General features: G+C 60.9%; 4 protein-coding genes and 1 pseudogene. 1 reads left to right on the forward strand and 4 read right to left on the reverse strand.

Features of this window, described 5'->3' with window-relative positions:
* Window positions 1-126: 126 nt before the first annotated feature.
* Entirely contained in the window at window positions 127-1,068 is a 942-nt protein-coding gene (locus ACRESD_RS13965; RefSeq protein WP_431751442.1) for an AEC family transporter, read from the forward strand.
* 109 nt (window positions 1,069-1,177) lie between these two features.
* On the opposite strand, the gene ACRESD_RS13970 is transcribed toward ACRESD_RS13965, so the two are convergent.
* From ACRESD_RS13970 to gatB, 4 genes and pseudogenes are all read right to left on the reverse strand, one after another.
* The gene (locus ACRESD_RS13970) at window positions 1,178-1,561 is read right to left on the reverse strand and encodes a carboxymuconolactone decarboxylase family protein (protein WP_431751443.1); all 384 of its coding nucleotides are present in this window, start codon (window positions 1,559-1,561) and stop codon (window positions 1,178-1,180) included.
* A complete protein-coding gene (locus tag ACRESD_RS13975; protein WP_431751445.1) occupies window positions 1,558-2,637 on the reverse strand; it encodes a calcium/sodium antiporter in 1,080 nt (359 codons plus the stop codon). Before ACRESD_RS13975 ends, ACRESD_RS13970 begins: the two co-directional genes overlap by 4 nt.
* Before the next feature lie 26 nt (window positions 2,638-2,663).
* Complete coding sequence (locus ACRESD_RS13980; RefSeq protein WP_431751444.1) at window positions 2,664-3,035, reverse strand: septal ring lytic transglycosylase RlpA family protein; 372 nt, start codon at window positions 3,033-3,035, stop codon at window positions 2,664-2,666.
* A gap of 146 nt (window positions 3,036-3,181) precedes the next feature.
* A pseudogene (gene gatB / locus ACRESD_RS13985) lies at window positions 3,182-3,575 on the reverse strand (Asp-tRNA(Asn)/Glu-tRNA(Gln) amidotransferase subunit GatB); the annotation flags it as partial.

Here is a 3,575-nt window from a genome sequence, read left to right on the forward strand (position 1 = left end):
AGTTCTACCTTTGGAATGCGGTCGAGTGTGGGAGCGGGCTTGCTCGCGAAGACGGCCTACCAGACGCCACCGTCTGCATGGCTTATCATTAGCCACCTGACGACACCCACCAAGGCTCTCCCCGGCATGCTGGCAATTTTCCTCACCACCCTGACCATCACCGCGCCGGTGTTTGCCATGTTGCTATTGGGTGTGCTGCTCAAGCGCATCAACTGGATCAACGACAACTTTATCCACACCGCTTCGTCCCTGGTGTTCAACGTCACCATGCCAGCACTGCTGTTCCTGGGCATCCTGCATGCGGACCTGCACTCGGCGCTCAAGCCGGGTTTGCTGATCTACTTTGCCGTGGCCACTTTGCTCAGTTTTGCCTTGGCCTGGGGCTGGGCGATTATTCGTTGCCCGCGTGAGGACCGGGGCATCTACGCCCAGGGCGCGTTTCGTGGCAATAACGGCGTGATCGGCCTGGCGCTGGCCGCCAGCATGTACGGCGACTACGGCATTTCCCTCGGCGCGATCCTCGCGGCCCTGGTGATCCTGTTCTACAACACGCTCTCGACCATTGTGCTCGCGGTGTACAGCCCGGTGATCAAATCCGACCCGTGGAGCATCTTCAAAAGTGTGGTGGCCAACCCGCTGATCATCAGTGTGATTGCGGCTGCGCCGTTCGCGATTTTCAAGATCGGCCTGCCGGGTTGGTTGGAGTCATCCGGTCGGTACCTGGCGGACATGACCTTGCCGCTGGCGTTGATCTGTATCGGCGGCACCCTGTCGCTGGCGGCGTTGCGCAAAAGCGGGAACATCGCCCTGAGTGCCAGCCTGGTGAAAATGATCGGCCTGCCGGTCCTGGCGACGCTCGGTGCCTGGCTGCTGGGCTTTCGCGGGCCGGAATTGGGGATTCTGTTTCTGTACTTTGGTGCGCCCACGGCAGCCGCCAGTTTCGTGATGGCCAGGGCGGCCGAGGGTAATCATGAACTGGCGGCAGCGATTATCGTGATCACCACCTTGATGGCGGCGGTGACCACGAATATCGGGATCTTTGTGTTGCAGGCGGGTGGCTGGATCTGAGTTCTCAGGTGTTTGTGAGGGCCAATCGGAGGCAAGCCCCTTCCCACCTTTGAATGTAATCGCACATCAAAATGTGGGAGTGGGCATGCCCGCGAATGCTATCTGACCGTCACTGCTGATCGGCCTGATACGCCTCAATGACTTCTTGCGCCGCCCGAAACGCATCGATCGCCGCCGGTACCCCGGCATACACCGCGCAATGCAGCAGAGCTTCGCGAATCTCCTCCATCGTGCAGCCATTATTCAGTGCACCCCGCACATGGCCTTTGAGTTCCTGCGGGCACTTGAGCGCGGTCAGCGCGGCGAGGGTGATCAGGCTGCGAGTCTTCAGCGGTAAACCTTTACGATTCCACACGCTGCCCCAGGCGTGTTCGTTGACGAAGTCCTGCAACGGCTGGGTGAATTCGGTAGCGTTGCCCAGGGCGCGGTCGACGAACACGTCGCCCATCACCTGGCGACGCATTTCAACCCCGGGCTTTTTCTGATCGGTCATTGCGATTCCCTCTTGTGTTGGCGGCGCCAGGCCCGTAGCGATGTGAATAACAGCAACATCACCAGCGTCGGCAGGACGTAATACAGCATCAACTGTTCAAGCTTGTTGGCCAGGGGCATGCCGGTGGTGAACGCAATCACATGCAGGCCGTACGCCAGATACAGTCCCAGCAATACGAGGCCTTCGGCACGAGTGACGCGATAGCCGGTGTAGAACACCGGCAAGCACAGCGTGATCGCGCCGAGCATCACCGGCAGGTCGAAGTCCAGGGCGTTGGGTGACACCGACAGTGGCGACGGCGCCACCATCGCGGTAAAGCCCAGCACCCCCAGCAGGTTGAATAAGTTGCTGCCAATCACGTTACCCACGGCGATTTCCCGCTCGCCGCGCAGCGCTGCAATCAGCGAGGTGGCGAGGCAGGGCAGTGAGGTGCCGACGCCGATCAGCGTGAGGCCGATGATGCGTTCTGACAGGCCCAGGTCTCCCGCGACATCCACCGCCGCACCCAACAGCAGATGTCCGGCCAGCACCAGCACCAGGAACCCACCCACCATCAGCAATACGCTGCTCAACCAAGGCGCCTTGGCCACGGTGTCCAACGTGCGCGGGCGGCGCGAGTGGCGGGTCTGGTAATGCAAAAGGCCCAGGTAGCCGACCAAAGCTGTGAGCAACAGCAGGCCATCGAACGGCGTCAGTGTTTCATTGGCCGCCAGGGCAAATACCAGCCCCCCTGCGAGGATCATCACCGGAATGTCCAGGCGCACCAGTTGCCGCGATACCCGCAATGGGATGATCAGCGCAGACAAACCCAGGGTCACAAGGATGTTGAAGATACTGCTGCCGATCACACTGCCCACGGCAATATCGGTATTGCCGGCCAGGGTGGCTTGAAGGCTGACGGTCATCTGCGGCGCGCTGCTGCCGAAGGCGACGATACTCAAGCCAATGATCAGTGGCCGCACCTTGAGGCTGGCGGCCAGGCGTACTGCCGCGCGCACCAGGATTTCCGCGCCGATGATCAGCAGCAGTAGGCCGCTGATCAGTTCGGCCAGGCTCCAGGGCGAGAGGGCGTTCAATCCGAAAATACTCAAGGCGGCCTCGATCAGTTGCGCATGGCTTGCACGCGAACCCGTGCGGTGCCGCTACCGAGCATACCCAGTTGCTCAGCCGCCTTGCGTGAAAGATCGATCAGGCGTCCACGGGTATGCGGGCCGCGGTCATTGATGCGAACCACCACGGATTTGTTGTTGGCGAGGTTGGTGACCTTGACCTGGGTGCCGAAGGGCAAGCGCCGATGGGCGGCGGTCAAGGCGTTCTGGTTGAAAGGTTCACCGCTGGCGGTCTTTTTGCCGTGGTGTTTGGCGCCGTAATAGGAGGCGGTGCCGGTTTCGTCGTAGCCGTTGGGGTCGATGAGGCCGCTGGCGCAACCGGCCAACAGGGAGAACAGGGCCAGGAGGCCTAATAGACGCTTCATTTCCAGGTTATCCCCCTATCAAATGTGGGAGGGGGCTTGCCCCCGATAGCGATGAGTCAGTCAATAAAATTGCTGACTGACACACCCTCATCGGGGGCAAGCCCCCTCCCACAGTAGACCGAGCTCACTCGGTCTCTTCACCGCTATCAGCCTTCGAGCTTGCTCTTGAGCAGTTCGTTCACCTGTTGCGGGTTGGCCTTGCCTTTGGACGCTTTCATCGCCTGGCCGACAAAGAAGCCGAACATTTTGCCGCGCTTGGCTTCGTCCGCCGCACGGTACTGCTCGACCTGCTCGGCGTTGGCCGCGAGCATTTCATCGAGAACGGCCGAAATAGCGCCGCTGTCGGTGACTTGCTTGAGGCCGCGCTTCTCGATGATCTCGTCGGCGCTGCCTTCGCCTGCGGCCATGGCTTCAAACACGGTCTTGGCAATCTTGCCGGAGATGGTGTTGTCCTTGATACGCAGCAGCATGCCGCCCAGTTGCTCGGCGGTGACCGGGGCTTCGTCGATTTCCAGGCCCTGTTTGTTCAACAGGCTACCC

Source organism: Pseudomonas sp., from assembly GCF_050739995.1.
In the GTDB taxonomy this organism is placed as follows: Bacteria; Pseudomonadota; Gammaproteobacteria; order Pseudomonadales; family Pseudomonadaceae; genus Aquipseudomonas.

Bases quoted from the DNA above. Each gene is read 5' to 3' on its own strand.
- ACRESD_RS13965 (WP_431751442.1), top strand. From the start codon at position 127: ATGCTGGCAATTTTCCTCACCACCCTGACCATCACCGCGCCGGTGTTT.
- ACRESD_RS13970 (WP_431751443.1), bottom strand. From the start codon at position 1,561: ATGACCGATCAGAAAAAGCCCGGGGTTGAAATGCGTCGCCAGGTGATG.
- ACRESD_RS13980 (WP_431751444.1), bottom strand. From the start codon at position 3,035: ATGAAGCGTCTATTAGGCCTCCTGGCCCTGTTCTCCCTGTTGGCCGGT.